20 protein-coding genes and 1 pseudogene are annotated in these 22,263 nt (G+C 39.1%); 8 read left to right on the plus strand and 13 right to left on the minus strand.

Annotated elements, in window-relative coordinates:
* Nucleotides 1–156: 156 nt before the first annotated feature.
* Nucleotides 157–405, minus strand: coding sequence for a hypothetical protein (locus tag EGS71_RS16375; RefSeq protein ID WP_000897676.1), 249 nt, complete (start codon nt 403–405; stop codon nt 157–159).
* A 94-nt stretch (nt 406–499) separates the two neighbouring features.
* Here EGS71_RS16375 and EGS71_RS16380 point away from each other — a divergent pair.
* Nucleotides 500–625 (plus strand): annotated as a pseudogene (locus EGS71_RS16380) (hypothetical protein).
* Between the two features lie 195 nt (nt 626–820).
* On the opposite strand, the gene rho reads toward EGS71_RS16380, so the two are convergent.
* On the minus strand, nt 821–2,089 hold the full coding sequence (gene rho / locus EGS71_RS16385; RefSeq protein ID WP_001054522.1) for a transcription termination factor Rho: 1,269 nt from the start codon (nt 2,087–2,089) through the stop codon (nt 821–823).
* 321 nt (nt 2,090–2,410) lie between these two features.
* Nucleotides 2,411–2,737 carry a thioredoxin gene (gene trxA, locus EGS71_RS16390; protein ID WP_001276875.1) on the minus strand — a complete coding sequence of 109 codons (327 nt, stop codon included), beginning with the start codon at nt 2,735–2,737 and terminating at the stop codon, nt 2,411–2,413.
* 279 nt (nt 2,738–3,016) lie between these two features.
* Here trxA and ppx point away from each other — a divergent pair, with 279 nt between their 5' ends.
* From ppx to EGS71_RS16415, 5 genes are read left to right on the plus strand one after another with little or no spacing between them, the layout of a single operon-like run.
* Nucleotides 3,017–4,537 (plus strand): exopolyphosphatase, encoded by a 1,521-nt coding sequence (gene ppx / locus EGS71_RS16395; RefSeq protein ID WP_001279273.1) that lies wholly within the window; start codon nt 3,017–3,019, stop codon nt 4,535–4,537.
* An 18-nt stretch (nt 4,538–4,555) separates the two neighbouring features.
* Nucleotides 4,556–5,377, plus strand: coding sequence for an acetyl-CoA carboxylase carboxyltransferase subunit alpha (locus EGS71_RS16400; RefSeq protein WP_000710403.1), 822 nt, complete (start codon nt 4,556–4,558; stop codon nt 5,375–5,377).
* Nucleotides 5,314–6,717, plus strand: coding sequence for a tRNA lysidine(34) synthetase TilS (gene tilS, locus EGS71_RS16405; protein WP_079261089.1), 1,404 nt, complete (start codon nt 5,314–5,316; stop codon nt 6,715–6,717). The genes EGS71_RS16400 and tilS overlap by 64 nt, the downstream gene beginning before the upstream one ends.
* Nucleotides 6,689–7,525 (plus strand): pyrroline-5-carboxylate reductase, encoded by an 837-nt coding sequence (gene proC / locus EGS71_RS16410; protein WP_171057187.1) that lies wholly within the window; start codon nt 6,689–6,691, stop codon nt 7,523–7,525. The genes tilS and proC overlap by 29 nt, the downstream gene beginning before the upstream one ends.
* Nucleotides 7,526–7,546: 21 nt before the next feature.
* Entirely contained in the window at nt 7,547–8,116 is a 570-nt protein-coding gene (locus EGS71_RS16415; RefSeq protein WP_000501184.1) for a YggT family protein, read from the plus strand.
* 60 nt (nt 8,117–8,176) lie between these two features.
* Here EGS71_RS16415 and polA read toward each other — a convergent pair whose 3' ends face one another.
* Entirely contained in the window at nt 8,177–10,948 is a 2,772-nt protein-coding gene (gene polA / locus EGS71_RS16420) for a DNA polymerase I (protein WP_001134663.1), read from the minus strand.
* Between the two features lie 154 nt (nt 10,949–11,102).
* Between polA and EGS71_RS16425 the strand changes: the two genes are divergently transcribed.
* Nucleotides 11,103–13,910 carry a DUF2339 domain-containing protein gene (locus EGS71_RS16425; RefSeq protein WP_000276853.1) on the plus strand — a complete coding sequence of 936 codons (2,808 nt, stop codon included), beginning with the start codon at nt 11,103–11,105 and terminating at the stop codon, nt 13,908–13,910.
* Here the strand turns inward: EGS71_RS16425 and EGS71_RS16430 are convergent.
* Entirely contained in the window at nt 13,900–14,817 is a 918-nt protein-coding gene (locus tag EGS71_RS16430) for a mechanosensitive ion channel family protein (protein ID WP_000785635.1), read from the minus strand. The two genes, EGS71_RS16425 and EGS71_RS16430, sit on opposite strands and share 11 nt — an antisense overlap.
* A gap of 9 nt (nt 14,818–14,826) precedes the next feature.
* The gene (locus EGS71_RS16435) at nt 14,827–15,648 is read right to left on the minus strand and encodes a hypothetical protein (protein WP_000462733.1); all 822 of its coding nucleotides are present in this window, start codon (nt 15,646–15,648) and stop codon (nt 14,827–14,829) included.
* A 96-nt stretch (nt 15,649–15,744) separates the two neighbouring features.
* Here EGS71_RS16435 and gspE point away from each other — a divergent pair, with 96 nt between their 5' ends.
* A complete protein-coding gene (gene gspE / locus EGS71_RS16440; RefSeq protein ID WP_001166326.1) occupies nt 15,745–17,235 on the plus strand; it encodes a type II secretion system ATPase GspE in 1,491 nt (496 codons plus the stop codon).
* A 54-nt stretch (nt 17,236–17,289) separates the two neighbouring features.
* Here gspE and EGS71_RS16445 read toward each other — a convergent pair whose 3' ends face one another.
* From EGS71_RS16445 to EGS71_RS16475, 7 genes are all read right to left on the minus strand, one after another.
* Complete coding sequence (locus EGS71_RS16445) at nt 17,290–17,721, minus strand: organic hydroperoxide resistance protein (RefSeq protein WP_000051124.1); 432 nt, start codon at nt 17,719–17,721, stop codon at nt 17,290–17,292.
* A gap of 87 nt (nt 17,722–17,808) precedes the next feature.
* Nucleotides 17,809–18,246, minus strand: a complete 438-nt coding sequence (locus tag EGS71_RS16450; RefSeq protein WP_000371731.1) for a MarR family winged helix-turn-helix transcriptional regulator — start codon at nt 18,244–18,246, stop codon at nt 17,809–17,811.
* Between the two features lie 159 nt (nt 18,247–18,405).
* Nucleotides 18,406–18,783, minus strand: a complete 378-nt coding sequence (locus tag EGS71_RS16455; RefSeq protein WP_000266123.1) for a DUF4951 domain-containing protein — start codon at nt 18,781–18,783, stop codon at nt 18,406–18,408.
* A gap of 14 nt (nt 18,784–18,797) precedes the next feature.
* Entirely contained in the window at nt 18,798–19,622 is an 825-nt protein-coding gene (locus tag EGS71_RS16460; protein WP_000177091.1) for a carbon-nitrogen hydrolase family protein, read from the minus strand.
* A 26-nt stretch (nt 19,623–19,648) separates the two neighbouring features.
* Nucleotides 19,649–20,170, minus strand: coding sequence for an anti-anti-sigma factor GigB (gigB, locus tag EGS71_RS16465; protein WP_000103065.1), 522 nt, complete (start codon nt 20,168–20,170; stop codon nt 19,649–19,651).
* Between the two features lie 102 nt (nt 20,171–20,272).
* The gene (gene gigA / locus EGS71_RS16470; protein WP_000273589.1) at nt 20,273–21,241 is read right to left on the minus strand and encodes an RsbU family protein phosphatase GigA; all 969 of its coding nucleotides are present in this window, start codon (nt 21,239–21,241) and stop codon (nt 20,273–20,275) included.
* Nucleotides 21,242–21,356: 115 nt separating this feature from the next.
* Complete coding sequence (locus EGS71_RS16475) at nt 21,357–22,256, minus strand: VacJ family lipoprotein (RefSeq protein ID WP_001109856.1); 900 nt, start codon at nt 22,254–22,256, stop codon at nt 21,357–21,359.
* Nucleotides 22,257–22,263: the final 7 nt, after the last annotated feature.

Here is a 22,263-nt window from a genome sequence, read left to right on the forward strand (position 1 = left end):
TATGACTTTAAATAAATCTAGAATAAATTTTTCTTAATATTAGAAAAGTATACTTAGCCATTAATACATCAAATCTATTTTAATGTGTAAACATAAAATTTAGGCATAAAAAAAGAGGACAAAATGTCCTCTTTTTTATCTAATCTAGAATCTAGATTATTGTGCAGCAGAAGCAGCAGCAACGTCAGAAGCAGCAGCAGCAACGTCAGAAGCAGCAGCAGCAGTTTCAGCAGCAGCAGCGTCAACAGCTACAGCAGCTTCAGATGCAGCTTCAGTAGCTTCAGAAGCAGCAGCTACTGCTTCAGAAGCAGCAGCAGCAGCTGGAGCTTCTTCTTTCTTAGAACAACCAACGAAAGCTAAAGTAGCAGCAACAGCAGCAGCAACAGCGAATTTTTTGAATAACATGGCATCACTCTCACAAAAAAGATTTGAGATTAAAAAAACCTAAGTTGGACTGTTTTGCTTTTATTATTCCTAAAACGTAGCTAGGTAACAACGCATGGAGCAGTCTAACTGGTCTGCCGCTATGCTATCACTGCAAATGTTGAAATACTACTGTTAGCTGTCAAAAAAGATCGGGAAAAGAGTGAAAAAAGTCTGTTTTTTAACAGAAAAAAACAATTAATCAGCTGAGATATATTGGAAAAGGTATAAGTAAGCTACTAAAAAACATGGCTTTTTTATATTAAAAATATTTGTTTTCAAAAGCTTATAAATAATTTTACATAGAAATCAGCAAAATGTATTTTTGTGTAAAGCTTGTCAACCAAATAAAAAAGCCACTCAATAGAGCGGCCTTTTTTTAGAATAAATAATATGATTATGTTGAAGCTTTACGTTTCATCTGATCAAAGAAATCATCATTTGTTTTGGTTTCTTTCATACGATCAAGTAAGAACTCCATAGCTGCCAACTCATCCATAGGGTGAAGAAGTTTGCGGAGAATCCAAACTTTACGTAATTTATCTTCATCCATTAAACGTTCTTCACGACGTGTGCCAGATTTCTTAATATTCATGGCAGGGAAGACGCGTTTTTCAGCAATACGGCGATCAAGTGTAATTTCTTGGTTACCTGTACCTTTAAACTCTTCGTAAATTACATCATCCATTTTACTGCCAGTCTCAATAAGAGCAGTAGAGATGATTGTTAAAGAACCGCCTTCTTCGATATTACGAGCAGCACCGAAGAAGCGTTTTGGACGTTCTAAAGCATGGGCATCCACACCACCAGTTAATACTTTACCTGATGAAGGAATTACTGTGTTGTATGCACGGGCTAAACGTGTAATGGAGTCAAGTAAAATCACGACGTCCTTTTTGTGCTCAACAAGACGTTTTGCTTTTTCAATGACCATTTCTGCAACTTGTACGTGACGTGCTGGTGCTTCATCAAATGTTGAAGCAACGACTTCACCGCGTACGGTACGCTCCATCTCAGTTACTTCTTCTGGGCGCTCATCAATTAATAAAACAATAAGGAAAACTTCCGGATTGTTTCTCACAATAGATTGAGCAATGTTTTGAAGTAACATTGTTTTACCCGCTTTTGGCGGAGCGACAATAATAGAACGTTGACCTTTACCGATTGGCGCAACTAAATCGACTACACGCGCGGTCAAGTCTTCTGTTGTACCATTACCAAGTTCCATAACCAGTTGTTCGGTCGGGAAAAGTGGGGTTAAGTTTTCAAATAAAATTTTGTTACGTGAATTTTCTGGTGTGTCATAGTTAATTTGATTAACTTTGAGCAAAGCAAAATAACGCTCACCTTCTTTTGGTGGACGAATGGTACCTGTGATGGTGTCACCTGTACGCAAGTTAAAGCGTCGGATTTGTGAAGGGCTCACATAAATATCATCCGGACCAGCTAAATACGAACCTGCGGCAGAGCGCAAAAAACCAAAACCATCAGAGAGAATTTCAAGAACGCCGTCACCAAAAATTTCTTCGCCATTCATCGCATGGCGTTTCAAGATGGCAAAGATAATATCTTGCTTTCGGTTACGAGCCATACCTTCAAGGCCCATAAATTCAGCAATTTTAATTAGTTCGCCGATTGGTTTTTTCTTGAGTTCAGTTAAGTTCATAAGGGTCAGAATTAGGAAAGAGTAGAGTGTGGTTTAAAAAGAAGAAAAATCGCTCGCATACAAAAAAGAGTATCGCAATTGTATTTACACAATAACAATTCAGAAGTCTGATTAACTGTTTCGAAGAGAAATGTGAAAAAACAATTTCTGTTGCCGAGTGGCGATCTTTATGTTTGTGTCTTGTAAGAAGCCGGACAGAAGACGATTCCCTTCAGTGCCTCTTGAGCATGCAATATAAGTGAGATCAGCTAATTTGTCAATTTATAGCCGAAAAAAATACGCTATAAAGGTATAGCGTATTTTCATCTGTAACGTTACGTCTTAAACATTTTCGTCAATGAAGCTAACGAGTTTAGAACGAGGCACAGCGCCGATTTGCTGAGCTACTACTTCACCATTTTTGAAAAGTAATAGAGCAGGAATATTACGGATATTGTATTTCACTGCCGTCTCTTCACAAGAAGTCACGTCGACTTTAACGATTTTTACTTTACCCGCATATTCACTTGATAAATCTTCAAGAACAGGTGCAATTGCTTTACAAGGTGCACACCAACCTGCCCAAAAGTCAACAAGTACAGGTGTTTCAGCATCTAGAACATCTGCTTGGAAGTTATCATCAGTTGTATTTACAATAGTCGCAGACATGGTACGGCTCCAATTTTTAGAAAAAAGTGCTATCACTATAGGAGGAGATAATCTCTATCAGTATTACATAGCTACTTAGTTCAATGTAAGGGTTTGATGCTATTATTCAAGGCTTAAGTAAATTTGTCTAATGGATGCTCACGATATTCATCATCGGCTTGTACAATCGTTTAACAAATAGAAAAATATCAAAGGCTATTAATTGTTGATGAAAATGGCTTTTCAATTGCATTCTTGTGAATTACTCTAGGCGTGAATTGTTATGGGTTTAGTTCAATAATGTCTGACTTTCTGATTGATGAAGAATTACTTGCTGCCATAGATATGGGGTCGAACAGTTTTCACCTTGCCATTGCACGGGTAGATCACGGTGAAGTTAAAAAAGTGGCTTCAATGTCAGAAAAAGTACAGCTTGCAGCTGGTCTTGATGAAAATAAAAACTTAACAGAAGCAGCACAGCAACGTGGTTTAGCCTGTTTGGCTCGTTTTGTTGGGCGTTTAGGCTCAGTTCAACCTAATCGTTTAAGAATTGTGGCGACGAATGCTTTGCGTCAGGCTAAAAATGGCCATGAGTTCATTCAAAAAGCTGCTGAAATTTTACCCAAACCTATTGAGATTATTGCAGGCCGTGAAGAAGCACGCCTGATTTATCTTGGTGTATCACATACGATGGCCAATGGTGGACGCCGCTTAGTGGTTGACATTGGTGGTGGATCTACCGAGTTTATTATTGGCGAAGAATTTGAGCCAATTTATACTGAATCATTACAAATGGGTTGTGTAGCCTATACAAAAGCATATTTTGCCGATGGTGAAATCACACAAAAAGCATTTGATAAAGCAGTTGTTGCTGCGCGTAAAGAGCTTTCAGCAATCGCCACCACTTATAAGATGGAAGGGTGGGATACTGTTGTAGGTTCAAGTGGAACCATTAAAGCTTGCCGTCAGATTATGGTGAATATGGGGTTAAGTGACGAGCAAGAAAATGTCACTCGTGAAGGTCTCCATAAACTTAAAGATAAGTTACTTAAGTTCAAAAATATTTCTGAAATTGATTTTGAAGGACTTCGAGAAGACCGACGAGCAGTTTTGCCAGCCGGATTGGCAATTTTGTACGCTGTTTTTGAAGTTTTAGAAATTGAACGTTTGGCATATTCTGATGGTGCATTACGTGAAGGAGTCATGTATGACCTGTTAGGCCGTTTTAAGCATGAGGATATCCGCGACCGTAGTGTACAAGCATTAATGGGACGTTATAACGCCGATCCGAAACAGGCAGAACGAGTTGTAAATACGGCTCAACACTTATTTGATAGTGTTGCTAAACCACTTAATTTAACGAGTGAAGACAGTGACTTACTGCGCCGTGCAGCATATTTACATGAAATTGGTTTAGCGATTAGTCATGGTGGCTATCATCGTCATGGTGCTTATTTATTGCAACATTCCGATATTCCTGGTTTCTCACAAATTGACCAAAATCATCTTTCACATTTGGTTGCTCATCACCGCCGTAAATTGCGAAATGATGTAAAAAATGAAGTTTTGAAGGCTGGTGGTCATAAATTAGTTTATTTAAGTTTGTTACTTCGCCTAGCAGTTTTACTCAACCATAGCCGCAGTGATCAGATGCTTCCTGCCATTGAATTGACCATCATAAATGATCAACAATGGCAACTTAGTGTTTCTGGTGATGCCAAACAATGGCCATTGTTAGTTGCCGACTTGCATGATGAGCAAGAGCAGTTTAAGCATTGGGACATTGAATTGAATATTCAGTCGGAAAAATTTATCGATTAAAGGGATAATATTCGACCTATGAAAAAAGCTACTCAGTCCAAAGCGTGGACAACGGTTCAAATTGCACGTCATCCTGAACGTCCGCAGTTTCTAGATTATGTCGGTGAAATCTTTACAGAGTTTGATGCATTGCATGGTGATCGTTTGTTTGGTGACGATGGTGCGATGGTAGGTGGTCTTGCTCGTTTTGACGGTCAACCTGTGATGGTCATTGGACAACACCGTGGTCGTAGTACCCGTGAAAAATTAAAGCACAACTTTGGTATGTGTAACCCAGAAGGTTACCGTAAATCTCAGCGCCTTTTAGATATGGCTGAGCGTTTCAATCTACCAGTTTTCACCTTTATTGATACTATGGGTGCATATCCGGGTGTTGGTGCTGAAGAACGTGGTCAGGCAGAAGCAATTGCTACTAGCCTTGCTCAACTTTCAAGTCTAAAAGTGCCTGTAATCGCAACAGTACTTGGTGAAGGCGGTTCTGGTGGTGCTTTAGGTATTGGTGTTGCTGACAGAGTAATTATGTTGTCACATAGTATTTATTCTGTGATTTCGCCTGAAGGCTGTGCATCTATTTTGTGGAAAACTGCTGAGAAAGCAGCTCAAGCGAGTGAAGCTTTAGGTTTAACAGCAGATAAACTACAATCGCTAGGTATTGTTGAATATGTAGTAGATGAAGGTGAAGGTGCGCATTTAGATCCTGAGCGTGTGATGCAAAACTTAAAAGTAGTTTTAAAGCAGGCTTTGGATGAATTGCTACCAATGGATGCAAATGAACGATGCGAAGCACGTTATCAACGTTTAATGAAGTTTGGCAGCGAAAATTTAGGCATGGCGTCTTAAAGCAAGCTCAAAAGTTCTCTGAAAAAAGTTCTTTTCTTATTGGATGTAGTGGTGGCATGGATTCAATGCTACTACTACATTTAATGGCTCAAATTTTCCCTCAAAAGATCCGAGCAATTTATATTGATCATCAACTGCAAGATCAAAGTGCAGAGTGGGCGGAAGTGGTTGCCACACAGGCAACAATATTAAATATTCCTTATATTATTCAAAAAGTTCAGATTGCAAACGGCAATCTGGAAGCTCAAGCACGTCAAGCGCGTTATCAAGCATATCAGCAACATTTACAAGAAAATGAAATTCTGTTGCTTGCTCATCATCAACAAGATCAGGCAGAAACAGTTATTTTGCGGTTATTGTCAGGTGCGGGAGTAGATGGGCTTGCTGCGATGCAGGCTATTGATTACCGTAAAGATATGACAATTTGGCGCCCCTTTTTGGATTTAACACGTGAGCAAATCGCTTTATGGACTGCTCAGCTTGAAGTTAAATATATTGACGATCCAATGAACTATGACACCCATTACGATAGGGTATGGTGTCGTGAAGCGCTGTGGCCATTTTTAACAGGCCGTTTTCCAAAAATGCAGCAAGCTTTGAGTCGAACCAGTTATCTGATGCAAGATGCTTCTGAAATTTTAGAAGAAGTTCTTAAAGATGATTGGCAATATTCTGGTTCAGCTGACTATTTAGATTTAACGAAATTATCCGAGTTATCTTTTGCGCGGCAGCGCCAGTTACTTTCTGCGTGGATGAAAGGCCAAGGGCAATATCGACCTGCATTTGAAATGGTCGAGCGTCTAAGAACAGAAGTTATTGAATCTAAATCAGATGCTCAAGCCGCTTTACACTGGAACCAGTTTTACTATGTCCGTTATCAAAATATACTCTATAGGTTGAGTAGACAGGTTTATCTCGCTGAAACTTTAAATCCGGTTGCTGCTGAACTAGAGCATTCATTTAAATTAGAAGAAAGATGGCAGGGCGCAGCTGGACTATTCCATGTTGAGTGTAAAAAATTTGGTTTAAGTCATTCTTTATTGAATAAAAAATTAAAAATCATTCGACGTCAAGGTGGGGAAAAGATTCACCTATATGGTCGTGTTGGGCAATGGCCTTTAAAAAAAGCAATTCAAGAAGCACATATTTTGCCTTGGCTTCGTCATACAATTCAAATATTAGTCTTAGATAATGTTATGCTTGGGGTTTTTACACCGAAAGGATTTTGGTTGGCTCAGTCTCCATATTGTGAGGAAGGAGGGTGGCAACCAGATTTAATTTCTCATTCTTGTAATCTGGTAAATGGCGAATATAGTTATGGCAACAGCAGTGAATTGTAATATCTGTTTTATTGGTGGTGGTAATATGGCCCAAGCATTAATTGGCGGGCTCATTTCAAGAGGATTACCACCAACACGTATTACCGTTTCAGATCCTGTCGAACAAATTCGTCAACTATTGCAAGAAAAAGAAGTTCATGTAACTCAAGATAATACGGCTGCTATCCAGAATGCCGATGTAGTTGTTCTTGCTGTAAAACCACAAGTTCTGGCAAATGTTCTACGTCCGTTAAAAGGTTTATTATCGGATAAATTGGTTATTTCGATTATTGCCGGTGCGGAAATTAAGACAATATCAAATCTGATTGATAGTGAACGTATTGTGCGAGTTATGCCAAATACACCTGCATTAGTTCAAACTGGTGCTCATGGTATTTACGCGACTGATGTGGTTGATGCCTCGGACCGTGAATTAACGAGTCAGATTTTAGCAGCAACTGGTTTAACAATTTGGGTAAACTCCGAAGCTCAAATTGATGCAGTAACGGCGGTTTCAGGTTCAGGCCCAGCTTATTTCTTCTACCTCATGGAAAGTATGATTCGTGCAGGTAAAAATTTAGGCTTGGATGAAAAAGTTGCAACTGCTTTAACTCTTCAAACAGCATTAGGTGCAGCTCAAATGGCAATTACGAGTTCAAATACTCCGTCTGAGCTGCGTAAAAATGTGACCTCACCGAATGGTACAACCCAAGCTGCACTTGAAGTTTTTGATCGTGCACAAATCTCTCAAAATATTCAATCTGCATTAGCTGCTGCACAGAAACGTAGCCAAGAATTGGCTCAAGAACTGAGTGACAGTGCAAAATAGCTTTAATAGGATAAGACAACTATGGGTGCAAATTCTGCGCTAATTTTTGGAATTTTAATTAACGTCGCGATTTTATTGGTCTTTTTCCGTTTTTTAATGCAATTGGCGGCAGTAAGTCCTTATAATCCTGTGGTTTTATCGACAGTAAAGGCGACTAAGATTGTTGATATTTTTGGCCGAATTTTTCCAACGGTCGCAAAAGGCCGATTCAATCTGGCAGCGTTGGTTCTTTTAATTATTTTATATTTACTGAAAATTTTCGGTGTAATGTATCTTTCGGGTTCCATGCCAAATAGTCCGGTTCATTTAGTGATTTTGACTTTTGTGACCATGATTCAGGATTTGATTCGTTTCTGCCGTTACTTAATTTTTGCAACAATCATTTTGAGTTGGGTCGTTATGTTTACTCAATCTCGTTCACCTTATATTGAGGTGATTCAAGATTTAGCTGAACCGTTACTCGTCCCATTCCGTCGTTTATTGCCTAATATGGGGATGATTGACTTATCTCCAATTCTGGCATTTTTGGCACTCTATATTGCCGAGATCTTAATGAATGAAGTCGCTAAAGTTTTATTAACTGGACTTTAATTTTGTAAGATTAAAAAAAGGGCTGTATTACAGCCCTTTTTTTATTGTTTTATCGATAAATTAATGGGCATCATCCCAGTTTTTACCTTGGCCTACTTCTACGACTAACGGTACAGAAATTTCCAGAACAGACTGCATGACATCCGCAATTTGTTTTGAAAGTTCATCTGCAATGTTTGAATCAACTTCAAACACCAATTCATCGTGAACTTGAAGTAATAGTTTTGCTTGATCTTTTGGCAGGATTTTATCTACTTCAATCATTGCTAACTTAATAATATCAGCAGCACTACCTTGTAAAGGTGCATTAATTGCAGCACGTTCAGCAGCTTTACGTACCATCACATTTCGAGCGTCAATATCCGGTGTATAAAGACGGCGACCTAAGATAGTTTCAACAAACCCTTGTTCCGATGCTACTTGGCGAGTACGTTGCATGTATTCGTAAATGCCAGGATAGCGCTGGAAGTATTGTTTGATATAGTTTTGCGATTCTTCACGAGTAAAGCCAAGTTGACGAATTAAACCAAACTCGGACATGCCGTAAAGTAGACCGAAATTCACAGCTTTAGCCTGACGGCGCTGATCATTGGTCACATCTTCAATTGCAATACCTAACACTTCTGCCGCTGTTCTACGGTGTACATCTTGACCATGTTGGAATGCATGAACTAAGGCATCATCTTGAGAAAAATGAGCCATTAAACGAAGTTCAATTTGCGAGTAATCGGCTGCTAACAAAACTCGTCCTTCCGGTGCAATAAATGCTTTACGGATTTGACGGCCAATCTGTCTACGAATTGGAATGTTTTGTAAGTTAGGATCAGAAGAGGATAGGCGACCTGTTGCCGTTAGTGCTTGATGATAGCTGGTATGTACACGATGGGTGTCATTATGCGACTGCTCAATTAAACGGTCAGTATAGGTGCTCTTTAATTTTGCTAATCCACGGTGTTCTAAAATAATTTCCGTTAAAGGATGCTCAATTTTTTCAAGAACACTTTCACTGGTGCTGTATTGTCCAGTTGCAGTTTTTTTACCACCTTTAATGCCTAACTTATCAAATAGAATTTCACCTACCTGTTTAGGCGAAGCAATATTAAAAGTTTCACCTGCAATTTCCATGGCCTGATTTTCAAGGTCTTCCATAGTTTTCGCAAATTCAACACTTAATTTATCTAAGAAAGCATGATCTAAACGGATTCCATCTTCTTCCATACCCGATAAGATTCGAGCAACTGGCATCTCAATGTTATATAAAATATTTTCTAATTCAGGATGTGCTTTAAGTTTATTTGAAAGTACTTCATATAAACGATAGGTCACATGTGCATCTTCTGCTGCATAATGTGCTGCAACTTCAATCTCAATTTGATTAAAAGTCTTCTGTTTTGCACCTTTGCCAGCAATTTGCTCAAAAGTAGTGGTCAAATGGCTTAGGTAAACACGAGCAACATCATCCATGCCATGACGAGTAGCTGCTGCATTCAGTACATAAGATGCCAGCATGCTATCGAAATACCAACCTTTAAGTTCAATACCGTGATTAGCAAAAATGTGCGCATCATATTTAAGATGATGACCGATTTTTTTAACTGCTTCATTTTCAAGTACAGGCTTGATTTGCGCTAAAACTTGTTCACGGTCCAGTTGTTGTGGCGCATTTTCGTAATTATGTGCCAAAGGAACATAGTAGGCATCTTTCGCATCAAATGCGATTGAAAAACCAACCATCTCGGCAATACGGTAATCAAGACTTGTGGTCTCTGTATCAATAGCAAAATGATCGGCATTCTGCATGCGTTGCCAGAGCTGATCCCATGCTTCTTGTGTTAAAACGGTGTGATAGTTTGCAGTTCCAAGCTGGTCATCTTGACTAGTCAAGCTTGCTTGATCTTCTGTTTCAATCGTTTGAGCAGGTTTAACTTCATTTTGGACAATAGTTTGTGAAGCTTGCTGCTTATAGCTTGAGCTATTTGGATTGTTTGGATGATCGAGAGACTGTAACTGGTTTCTAAACTCAAGCTCTGTATAGAGATTGCGTAAGGCATCTACATTTGGATCAGTAAGTTTTAATTCATGCCAGTCGAGTTCTAAAGGAAGGTCACAGACAATGCTTGCCAACTGGTGATCAAGCTTAATATTGTCTAAATTATCTTTAATATTTTGGCTCAGTTTGCCTTTAAGTTGGTCTACATTGGCAATGATATTATCCAATGTCCCATATTCGGTCAGTAATTTGGCAGCCGTCTTTGCGCCTACGCCAGGTACACCCATAATGCCGTCAGATGCATCACCCATAAGGGTTAAGTAATCGATAATCTGGTTTGGCCAAACGCCAAATTTTTCAAATACGCCGTCGGTGTCTAATACTCGATCTTTAAAGCTATCTTCAAGTTTTACATAGTCATTAACCAGCTGGGCCATGTCTTTATCTCCGGTTGAGATAAGCACATGATGACCTTCTTTTACGGCGCGTTTAGCGAGAGTCCCGATAATGTCATCGGCTTCTGCACCCGGAAGACTATATAAAGGAATCCCTTGAGCCTTAATCAATGCATGTAAATATGGAATCTGTTGAGACAATTCTTCCGGCATAGTCGGGCGGTCACCTTTATAAATAGGTGAAAGCTTATGACGGAAAGTAGGCTCAGGCGTATCAAAAATGACGGCCATATGTGTTGGCTGCATACGGCGCATTAATTTTTGAATGGCAGAAATTGCCCCACGTATTGCATTGGTATGTAACCCTGTAGAGGTCGTCAATGGTGGTAATGCATGATATGCACGAAATAAAAAATAGGACCCATCAACCAAGACAAATGGTGGCATTGAACAATTCCTTAATCTGAATTACGGGTATTTTACGTGAAAACGGCTATGAATGCAGGTTTATGATTTTTGCAGTATTTTGTATGTATAAATATACGCTTGTATTGGCTTGAAGTAAGATGACCTGTAATGAAGGTGTCATATTGCTAAGCCCATGTATAAAAAAGACAAACAGGGAATGATCATTGTTTTGATCGCTTTGACTTTGTTTTTAGCCATTTCAATTGGTTTTAAATTTCAGAGTGCTGTTATTGCTTTATCTATTGCACTTACTGTCATTCTAGTTCAATTAATGTCAAATCTGCATCAACGTTTAACTCATTTAGAACAACAGTTTTCTCACCAGACAACGCCACTTTATTCTATTCATATGCAAAGAACGGTAATTTATACCGCCGCTTTGGTTGCATTAGTTGCTTATATCAATCATTGGATGTGGATTGCTGGTGGGGCATTACTGGTTTTACTGTTATGTTTGATTCAAACCATCAGTGCATTTCATACTCGTTTATTGTTCCTCGAGACAGCCAAGCAAACAGTAAATGTAAATGAATCTATACATACAGAAGTGATAACGCCTGTTTTAGAGCAAGTTGATCCAAACAATATTACCGAGCCAGCTTTACCTGAAACAACAGCGTTAAATCAAGAAGAACAAATAGTTCGTACACAGACCACCGCATGGTGGCAACCAGCAGTCGATTGGATGATTCATGGTAATCCAATTTTAAGGGTTGCTGTTGCTGTGCTTATGGTTGGGGTAGTGCTCTTACTGCGTTTTGCAAGTGAGCACTGGCAGTTGAGCTTAGGTGTAAAACTTGGTTTTATTGCGATTGCAGGAGGTGTATTAACAGCATTTGGATATACCTTGCAAAAGAAAAATCAGCTATTTGCTGTGGCACTGCAAGGTGTAGGGTTAGCTGTTGTCTTTCTAACGCTTGTGTTCTCACATCATTTTGGTGTAATCACCAGCCTAACTACAGCCAGTATTCTATTTACGATTTTATTAGCAATTACAGTATTCCTGAGTTTAAAACAACAAGCTATTTATTTGGCAATACTCGCACTGGGTATGGCGTATGCGGCTCCTTTAGTTATTCCGCAATATCGTCCTGATGTGGTTTTTTTATTTAGTTACTATCTTGTTATTAATCTTGCAGTCGCTGCGGTTAATTTTATTCAGCCTTGGAAAATCCTAAATCAGATCGCTTTCTTTGCCACAATGTTTATTGGCGGTAGTGCAATCGCATTTTATGCAGAGCCAGCAAAATTTGACACATTAGACTGGATTTTATGGCTCCATATAGCGCTATTTATTTGGTTAAGTGTTCGTTATAGCCAAAATATCTCTCGGGTTTCAGAACATGAAAAACAAGAGGGGATCCGTTTACCTCCGCTCTTAGATGTTGGTCTTATTTTTAGTGTACCTGTACTAGGCTTTACGCTTCATGCCTATTTAGTTCATGAGTCTACACAAGCTTTAACAATTGGTGCTGTTGTTTTAGCAGGCACTTATGCGGTGTTAACGTTCTGGATTAAAAAAACTCATCCCCAGCTTTCGGTCCTTGCAAAAAGTTTTTTCATTCTCGCGGTTGCTTTTTTTGCCTTAATTTTTCCACTCGCAAAAGGGGCGCACTGGACTGCTATTGGCTGGGTTGCACAAGGAACGGCTTTAATCGTTTGGGGAGTAACTGAACGCTACCGTTTAAGCCGATATATCGGTGTGATTTTAGTTTTACTCAGCTCCCTTGCACTGTTTTATCAGGTTTGGGCAAATGAAGAGTTTCCAACACTAAGCACTAGTATTTATGCAATTGCCCAATTCATTTCGGCCTTTTATTTATTGCAATACAACAGCAAAGAACAACGCTATTTTAGCGCAAGCATGTTTAGCGGTATTTTTTTATGCTTAGGCATGTATGCGGGCGCCGTAGCAGGTGTAGAAATAATGGCATGGCATCATCATGCTTTAAGTCCGTATTTGATCTTCGCCGTAGCCCTAATCGCAATATTTAGTGCGATTGTTCACTATAAACTTCGTGTGCAATGGCAAAGTTTGCAGTTAATTTTAATTAGCCTGTTACTGTTATTAGTTTTGGGTGAGGCTTTTATGAGTCAGGTCTTCACTCTGTTTAAATGGGTAGACTCATTACAACAAACTACTTTCCTAGTCTCTACCATTATTCTTAGTGGCTTATTTAGTATGGCTCAACCGCAGTCAAGTCATTTGGGCTACGTCAAGGTATGGGCGGGTTTAAGCTGGTTAGCGTTAGCGATAGTTGGCGTGGCTATTTTCCCAAAAATGCCAATAGTCGCTTTGGCTTTTGTTCCTGTGATTTATTCGCTTTGGGCTTATAAAACTCATAAAACGACACTATTGCATCAAATTCCGGTGTGGTGTTTAAGCCTCATTTGGTTGCTTGTAGTGAGTGTTGATGTTCATTCTGCTGAATACCTTTACTTTGTTCCTTTAATTAACTTAACTGACTTCTTTTCAATTTTGGTATTCGCTGGCCTACTCTTTATTATTTATCAGCATGCTTTTGATCAAGATAAATCGCTGGAATGGACTTTTAAAATTACAACAATTTTAGTGGGCTTGCTGGTATTTAGTAGTGTAGTCGTCAGAGGCTTGCACTATTACTGGGCAACACCGCTATGGAGTGCTTCAATTTGGACAAATGGTGTAGTACAGCTAAGTTTGACGTTACTTTGGGTTATATTGGCATTTATTTTGACTACATACTCTAGTCGAAAAATGATTCGTCAACTCTGGTTCGTAGGTGCTGCACTTTTAGGGATTGTTGTATTAAAACTAATTTTGCTTGATCTATCACAAAGCGCGACATTAACTCGGGTCATTTCTTTTATTGGAGCAGGTGGGGTAATGTTGATTATTGCTTATCTTGCGCCATTACCACCGTCATCTTCTGTACAGAAGAATCAAGAGCCTAAGCTTTAGGCTCTCGTTTTAACTCTTTTTGATTGCTGTATTGATCGATATCATCTTCTGCAAAAGCAGTAGATGGTCGATCAATTAAGCCCATTTTCGGAACAGGAATTTCAATTTGGTTATCTAAAAAACCATTTCGGATACGTTCTTGCATTTCATCTCGAACTTTTAAAGAGTTTTCTTGACGACACCACATTGCAAATAAAAGCTCAATCGATGACTCCCTGAAGGCAGTAACTGTAACAGCAGGTTTTGGATCATCTAACACGAGTGGGTAATTCGCTGCGACGTTAAGTAGAACCTCACGGACTTTAATAATGTCTTCATGAAAGTTAATTGCCAAAGTAATTGGAATACGCCGTATGGGATACTTTGATAAGTTGTGTACAGGAGCACGAATGAGTTGTTCGTTTGGTAAACGAATATAGACGTTGTCGAGTGTAAGTAACTTTACCGAAAGCAAATCAATTGAGATAACTTCGCCTTCGATTGTATTCCCGCGAATAAGTGTAATTTGAATCGTATCACCGACCTCAAATGAACCTTCACCAATCAAAAATAAACCACTAATCAAGTTACTGGCAGATGTTTGTGATGCGAAACCGAGTGCTACTGTTAAGATCCCCGCTGCCCCCAGAAATACACTAAGTTTGAACCCGGCTTCTTTTAAACTCGTCATAATGAAGAGTAAGAAAATAAAATAGAAAATACCGCGGCGCCATACCAGACGCTGGTGAGCATTAAAACGTGAGCCAACGGTTCTAATAAATGTATTTGAAATAATACGGGCAAGGACAAAACCAATAAAACAAAGCACAACACCGACTAAAATTTCACTAATTCGTTCGGTATTGATATTGGTAAATATGCTTTTGAGGCTATCAGCGATATCTTTTGGAATACTTGAATCGGCCATAAAACCCCCTTAAAAGAATGAATCAAACATATTAAATAGCGCACCACCCGGTGAACGTGGTGGGTGAACATAAGTCACTTCACCTGCCAGAGGGGGAGTACGGTTTTCAATACGAATACGGGCTGGGCGGTCAGAGCCTTCATAGTAGACTTTGATTTGTGATGTCCATAAACGTCCCGTACTTTCACTATAAAATAGCGGTAGGGCGGTAACCGGTACATTCATACGATCAAAGCGTAATTGATGATTACTGGTATTATGGAAATCAATCGGCGTAACTGCACGAAAAGCACGTGGGGTTAATAGATTTAAATCGGTACGACCATCAACAGAGGTTGCATAACAAATTTCACCTTGCTGGGCATTGGGACCAAACCATGTATCTTTGGGTTGAATTACAGGAATCTCAAATAAAGGTTCATGCTGACTTTCAACTAAACCGGCAATCCATAGGGGGGTACTAATATATAGTGTCCCACGTTGACCCGCTGGAATGTAGATTGGATCAACTGGTTTAATTACCACTGATCGGTCCGCCAAACGTGGCATGAGTAGAAACTTCGGATTAGTTTTCCGAAACATATAACGTTCGACTTGTACAGAATGTGGAAAACCAAAATTTGAATCCGTTATGATGTGCCAATCTTGCTCATTATCATCTTGGAGAGTCGGGCGATAATATTCGATACGCCATTCTTTTATGCCGCGTGTTAAACGAAAGAGCATTGAACCGAATTGCCATGCTTTGGACTGGTTAATTTCAAAGTGCTGTTCACCCCACCATTTTAAAGAATTCTGGGGGTGAGGCTGATATTCATTATTTTCAAACAAGACGTAAAATTCCTCTACCGAGTTGTTAAACAGACTTCACGCTGTAATCTGCTTAGAGTACACTCAAAATCATCTTACTCATCATTATAAATTGTGATGCAAATATTGAAACAAATACAAGTTCCATATAGTTTTGCCAAGCGTCATGGTGTTTTATTTCGTTATGACGGTGATCAAGTTTTTATTGTTAGACGTCAAAATACAGAAAAAGTTGCATTGCAGGAAGCAAGACGAATTTTGGGGAAACCTGCACACTATCAATTATGCACTGAACAAGAATTCAATAGCTTATTAAGTACCAGTTATGCAGGTGATACAGGTGAATCTCAACAAGTAGCTGCGGGCTTAGAAGACCATCCAGATTTATTAAGCCTTGCAGATCAGGTGCCTGAAACAGAAGACTTAATGGATCAAGAGGATGACGCGCCTATTGTTCGTCTAATCAATGCTCTTCTTTCTGAGGCAATTCGTGTTGGAGCTTCAGATATCCATATTGAAGCCTTTGAGAAAAAGCTATCAGTTCGTTTACGGGTAGATGGTCAATTACGTGAAATTGTGCAGCCACGCCGTGAACTGGCCCCGTTACTTGTTTCGCGTATTAAAGTTATGGCGAAACTCGATATTGCCGAAAAGCGTATACCGCAAGATGGACGTATTTCTTTACGTCTTGCTGGTCGTGAAGTCGATGTCCGTGTTTCAACTTTGCCATCGTCACATGGTGAAAGGGTGGTCATGCGTTTACTCGATAAACAAGCGGGTCGCCTTAATATGACTCACCTAGGTTTAATGGCAAATGACTATGAACGTTTAACTCAGCTAGTACATCGTCCGCACGGTATTATTTTGGTCACAGGGCCTACTGGTTCGGGGAAAACGACGACTTTATATGCTGCCTTATCTGATCTAAATGACAATACCCGTAACATCTTAACTGCCGAAGATCCAATTGAGTATCAGCTTGAAGGTATTGGCCAAACTCAAGTGAATACCAAAGTGGATATGACTTTTGCTCGAGCTTTAAAGGCAATGTTACGTCAAGATCCAGATGTGGTGATGGTGGGGGAGATTCGTGATCTGGAAACTGCTGAAATTGCAGTTCAAGCATCTTTAACAGGTCATTTGGTTTTATCGACGCTACATACCAACACTGCTATTGGTGCAGTGACTCGACTTAAAGATATGGGGATTGAACCTTTCCTGCTTTCAAGCTCTTTAATTGGGGTGGTTGCGCAGCGTTTGGTTCGTACTTTATGTCCACATTGTATGACATGGCGTGAAGCCGATACTTTTGAGAAGCAAGTTTTTCAGCATATTTCCCATGAACCAAGTTTAAAGTTACCAGAGGCTCAAGGGTGTGATCAGTGTTCTCATTTAGGGTTTAATGGCCGTACAGCGATTTATGAAATTGTACCTATTGATGAACCTATGCGCCGTCTCATTCATGGTAATGCAGCTGAATTTGAATTAGAAAATCATGCTCGTCAGTATTCTGGTTCTATTCGCGATGATGGTTTACGTAAGGTGCTCTCAGGTAAAACTACACTTGAAGAAGTGCTTCGTGTAACCAATGAAGCAAGTGAAGCATAATTTGTAAGATATAAAAAATGCCCGATATGATTCGGGCATTTTTTATATTAAAACTTATTCAGTCACAATATTAAACGTCACATCAATATTGTTACGAGTTGCATTTGAATATGGACAAACGATATGAGCTGCTGCAACTAACTTTTCAGCTTCTTCACGGTCCATACCGATTAAATAAACATTTAAAGTAACTTCAATACTAAAACCTGTTGGAATTGGACCAATACCGACTTCACCTTCAACATACGCATCTTTGCTAATATTGAATTTATCGCGATTTGCAACAAATTTTAAAGCACCTAAAAAGCATGCTGAATAACCAGCTGCAAATAATTGTTCTGGGTTAGTTACAGCACCACCAGCGCCGCCCATTTCTTTAGGTACACCAAGTTGTACGTCTAATACACCGTCTGATGAAGTTGCACGACCATCACGGCCACCTGTTGCTTTGGCTTTTGCACGATACACAACTTTTTCTAATGACATCTTTTTATTCCTAAATTAAATTGAATGCAAATATATCGTACACGACTTAATTATTTTAACAAGTCAATTTTGTAAAAAAATTGGTGATTATTTAGCTATATTTGTACGGAGTTGTGTTAATTGATCTTTGAGACCGAGAAGGGTAGCCGTATCACAAGAACTGGCCTCTAAGATATGCGTTGGAATATTTACGGCCTGTTCTTTAAGTTTTTTCCCCTTTTCGCTAAGCGTGATAATGACTTGTCTTTCATCTTCTTTTGAACGAGTACGATTAAGAAGCTGCAATGCTTCTAACTTTTTTAAAATTGGAGTTAAAGTTGAAGATTCTAAAAATAACTTACTGCCAATTTCTGAAACAGTAATCTCATCTTTTTCCCACAACACCAACATCACCAAATATTGAGGATAAGTAATCCCTAATGGAGTTAAAAGTTTGCGATAAAGTTGATTAAGGGCTAAATTTGTTGAATAAATGAGGAAACATAATTGATTCTCAAGCTTTAGATTTTGACAGTCTTGGTCCATATATTCCTCAGAAAACTAATGGGTGCTTTTCTAGTATATCGCTTTATGTTTAATTTCTTAAATGCTCATAATTTAGAGCTATTGATAAAAATAAGATAACGTAAAAAATGGAGTAATCTAAACATTACTCCATCACTTAAAAATACTAATTTAAAATGGTTACCAAAGGTCGGCAATTTTTTTCATTAAACGAGCACGATATTTTGCAGTTGGGTTATTTTCATTACGTTGTTGCTCTTGTTCATAAAAATCTTGCCAAGCCGTGATCATTTCTAAAGTTGTTCCTTGTTTTTTAATCATAGAAACATCGGCAGGCTGAATATTCTCTAAACGCTGTCTGGCACCTTCTGCACCTGTCCCCCAACCAATAATCCGCTGGCCAAAAGCAGGCAGAGGAATATTTTTTGGAGTAGGAGGTAGTACATTTTGTTTAAGCTGCAAATTTGGAGAGACAAAATTATTCGTTGTCCCGAAATCAGTCGCATAACAGTGAATATTTGCCCCTAAGCAAAAAATGCTAAATAAGTATTTCCACATGAATAATTAAGCTTTTAATAGTGAATTAATTTACGATGCATCATTAAAGGCATTGATGTACGCACAAGTTCTTGAGCAGCTAAATCAAAAGGTACCGTAATTAAACCGTTCCCTTCATAACCAATCATACTTAAAACTTGACCACGACTATCAGTTGCTCCTGCATGCCCCCAAGTTTGGCGTTTTTCCCCATGCCAACCTTGTTGCGCAGCCCCTAAAACATAGCATTGGCTATCCATTGCACGTGCTTGCAGCAAAAGCTGCCAATGCATCTGACCTGTTGTATAGGTAAATGCAGCAGGAGCAGTTAATAGATGAGCACCTTGCTGTCTAAGGGTTAAAGCTAACTCAGGAAAACGCAAGTCATAACATACCATTAGGCCAATATTGCCAAAAGGGGTAGATGTGACTACAACGTCTGTTCCTGGTTCAAAGAAACGAGATTCCTGATATCCACCCACAGCATCGCCAACTTGTACATCAAATAAATGTATTTTGTCATAACGTGCTTCGGTACGTTCAGGACTGATGCATAAACTCACTGTGCGCACTCGACCATCTTGTATGATGGAACCATCCGGACGAAATGGGCACGGTAGAGTGCCTGCAACAATCCAGATTTGATACTGATGGGCAAGTTTCTCAAGTCTTTGTTGAATCGACTCAAATTGCTCTGCTGTTTCACGCTGTTTGCCAGCCGCAAAACAAACAAAGTTTTCGGGAAAAACAATTAAGCTGGCATTTTGAGCCTTGCTTTGCTGAATCAATGACTCAATCACTTGAAAGTTGCTTTCAATGTCATCTTGAGAATTCATTTGAACAACCGAAACAAGAGTCATATACACATCCAGATTAGCAATAAAGTTTAGGCATTTTGCTTATCAGATACTTGTTCAAGCGTGTCTTGTTCTTTTTGCAATTGCTTAACAAGCGGCTCAAACATGTTCTGATTATTTGCATTGAGTTTCATCAATGTCTTATGTGCGTCCAGAACGGTTCTTAGCATCGCATTATGAGTAATGTGCTCGTCAGTTAACGTTAAAGTGCAAACGTTAGGATCGCCACAATAATTCAGGATGACAAAAACCTGCCCTAGCCCCATGCTGTTGGCTAAGGTTGTGATATCTGGATTGGTAGATAGCATCACAGCTTGAATATGATGAGTCTGTTTCAGTTTTAATCCTAGCTTAGCTAGGATACCTAATACAGTACTATCAATAAATGTTGTTTGGGTTAAATCAACGATTGCACCAACAACATTTTCTTGCTGTTCAATTCTGTTTAAAAGTTTGTCTAGACTTATACAAGAATGGGCTCGCACTTCACCAATAAGCTTGAAAATATGCGTTCCATTTAAACTTGCATATTCAACATGACCTGTTGACATATAAATGCCATTTTCAGAGAAGGATAGAAAAATTATCACATAGTGCCATCTCAGACTCAAGAGTCCTTAAGTCGTATATTGTGTAATTAATTGATTCTTAAATTAATTCATTCGACAAAGACTAAAGATGGCAATGTCATCAGCAACGTGATCAGGGGCTTGGAATGATTGATTTTGCAAATGTTGAACTAATTGTTGAAACTGATCATTCAAGCCGCCATCAAATGGTTCTAGTGCTCCATCTGAGCAAATAATGAAACGTGCATGACGATTTAATGTGCATACATGTTCTTCAACTTCTAACTCATCAGTTAACCCTAAGGGAAAGCTGCTGGTGGTTAAAATTTTTGGAGGTTGATTAGGTTCAAAAATAATTGGAGGAGGGTAATGACCTGCACTAGACCAGCGAAGACTATGAGTTTCAAGATTTAGAATACCGACCACAATTGTAATATGTTTTTCAATATTCTCTTGAACCAGCATCCCATTTAACTTTTTGATTAACTGTCGTGGTGTTTTGGAGCGACCATGAAAGGCTGCCATCCAAGAAGTTAATAAGCTACTTGTTACACCATGCCCCGATACATCGGCGAGATAAAATAAAACCTCTTTATCATTGAGCTTCCAGTAGTCGTACCAGTCGCCTGATAAATAGGCAGAAGGTTGGAAAAAAGTTTCAACCTCATAATTTAATAAATCAATAGGATTTGGCAATAAACGTTTTTGTAATTCTGCTGCCGAAGGTAAATCACGGCTATCCTGATTACGTTTATATTGTGCATCAATTCTTGTTAAAGCTTTATTTAGATCTTTAGGTAACTGGTTCCATACCCATCCTGCAAGAGCACCAGCTTCCCATGCTTGAGCTAAAGCACTACCTTCATGCTCAAAAGCAATCACGATTGTAGGTAAACGCCATTTATAAGTTAGGAAATCTTGTACATCAGCAATTGCGATAATTGTTGGGTCGTATAAATCGAGATCATCTATGTGAATGACTTGTAAGTCTGGTAATGCTTCCAGAGCTTGCTCTACGAAAGGGATAGAGCGTGTCGGTTTAATAAAATACATAGAAGATATGGTAGTCCTTTTTCAAGATCACTTTATCCATCATAGAGGATGTATGACCAAAATCAAGGTATTGCCTTATTATAAGAAAAATGCAATACCTTGATTTGTCCTTTAATTATTTTTCGGTTTTATCAGTGTTATCTTCTGGTACATCTTCGGATTCGTCATCATCAATAAAAGACACATCTGCCGAATCACCTTTTTTCTCGGCAATTTGGAACGCTTTACGTTGGAGATATAAATCACGAATCATTGCATATTGATCGCCTTGTATAGTTTGGTCTAAATCTAGATATTGAGCGCGTGTATCAACAGCTTGTAATAGATTAGTCGACCAATACAGGCCATCTTGATCATCCATAATGTATTTTTGTGGACGGGCCTGAGCATCTACAGCCAAGCCAACGCCATCACGTAAAGTGCTTGGCCCAAAGAAAGGCAGCATAAGAAATGGTCCAGAAGGAACGCCATAGTAACCGAGAGTTACACCAAAGCTTTCTTCTTCAGGAGGTAAGCCTAAGCGGCTCGCTGGATCGGCTAAACCTAAAGTTGTTAACGTATTAATAGTAAAACGACCTAAAGTTTTTGCTGCGCGGCCAGGACGTCCTTGAATTAGCTGGTTAACAGCATTCCATGGTTCGCCAAGGTTTTTACGAAATTGTCGGTAAGAACCACGTACATCTTCTGGCGTCTTTTCTCTATATTCAACAGCAACGGGACGCAAAACATGGCGGTCTAACATATCGTTAAAAGAATAAATTGGACGGTTCAGTGACTGTAACGGATCTTTCACTGTATCCGGTTGAGCAGCATTTGCGTTGATCTTTAAATCTTTAACTTTTATGCCTTTCAAATCTTTAATAATTTGTAAGTGAGGTCGGCTATGCTGAGTCTGGGTTGAAGTAACATCTTCCGAACTAGCGGCAGATTCTTCAGTAAGATTTTCTTGAGCATGGGCTGAGGTATAAAGACCTACAGTTAATAAGCTCGACAAAAGTAAATTAGAATAATTCATATAATTC

Source organism: Acinetobacter sp. FDAARGOS_559 (genome assembly GCF_003940475.1).
Lineage (GTDB): Bacteria > Pseudomonadota > Gammaproteobacteria > Pseudomonadales > Moraxellaceae > Acinetobacter > Acinetobacter baumannii.